Annotated in this window: 1 protein-coding gene and 1 pseudogene; both read right to left on the bottom strand. The window is 44.1% G+C overall.

Going from position 1 to position 846, the window contains the following annotated elements; translation table 11 throughout:
- Positions 1–147: 147 nt before the first annotated feature.
- Entirely contained in the window at positions 148–525 is a 378-nt protein-coding gene (locus tag DTS01S_RS30825) for a hypothetical protein (protein ID WP_139223895.1), read from the bottom strand.
- Positions 522–846 (bottom strand): annotated as a pseudogene (locus DTS01S_RS31030) (DUF637 domain-containing protein); the annotation flags it as partial. The pseudogene DTS01S_RS31030 and the gene DTS01S_RS30825, both read right to left, overlap by 4 nt.

Here is an 846-nt window from a genome sequence, read left to right as displayed (position 1 = left end):
TGGCGCCTGGGGGTGTTCAGGTGGTCCGTGTGGATGGCGTATAGGCGGCCGTTGATTTCTGCCGCAATGGGCATGGGACCACTGGCCGGGGGCTATTCTGTCAACGCTGCGCGGGTAACTTGCTGGCCCAGCATCACACCGCCTCTGCTACGGCTCTTCAGACATTATTAAGCGGCGTTCTTGCTCAAAAATATCCCATGCAAATTGTTCTTGCTCTAAAAGAGAATCAAGAAATCCAGCCTCTTGCCAGGCCTTTGGCGAAATTCCTATAGCAGAGCTCTCATGAATCCATACAGTCCAATTTGTTGGAACAACAGTGCTAATAATCTTAAAGCACTCTGCTTGATAACTACCAAATATAGGACGTCCTCCATTATTCTCAGAAGTTACAATATTAAAACTACGTCGACCATGCGGATCAATAAAAATTGACAAAACCTGATAAACAGAGTTTAGCTTCAACCAAGGCGAGGACAAAACCTCATTTCCCTCAGTGTCGAGCAATTTAATACATTGAACCTTCATTTTAATGCTCCAAAATAATTATTAAATATAGCTTTATAATCCAAGCCATAAAACACTTCACCAGTTCCAGGATTCATATAGAAATGCATTTGATAGTCTCCTGCGAGACTTTGAAATGTTTCTGTGGTGTATTTTCCATAGCCTGCGGGTATAGCTGGGTTACTAAGCTGCCCAGGACCAAGGTTTGGCATTGCCCTTGATCGCGCAAGAGCTTCTTTTGTCAAAGCTCCATTTGGTAGAAATGGAGATCTAGCTGACTCATTTGTGAGTTGCCTTGCCAAGCGTGGAATATTTGCAACATTTGAAGCATCCACTGAAGAG

The sequence above is a fragment of the Delftia tsuruhatensis NBRC 16741 genome, from assembly GCF_001571325.1.
GTDB lineage: Bacteria > Pseudomonadota > Gammaproteobacteria > Burkholderiales > Burkholderiaceae_C > Comamonas > Comamonas tsuruhatensis.
This window is presented reverse-complemented; position numbering and strand designations above follow the sequence as displayed.

Excerpts from the sequence above, each read along its gene's own strand:
- DTS01S_RS30825 (WP_139223895.1), bottom strand. The coding sequence starts at position 525 with ATGAAGGTTCAATGTATTAAATTGCTCGACACTGAGGGAAATGAGGTT.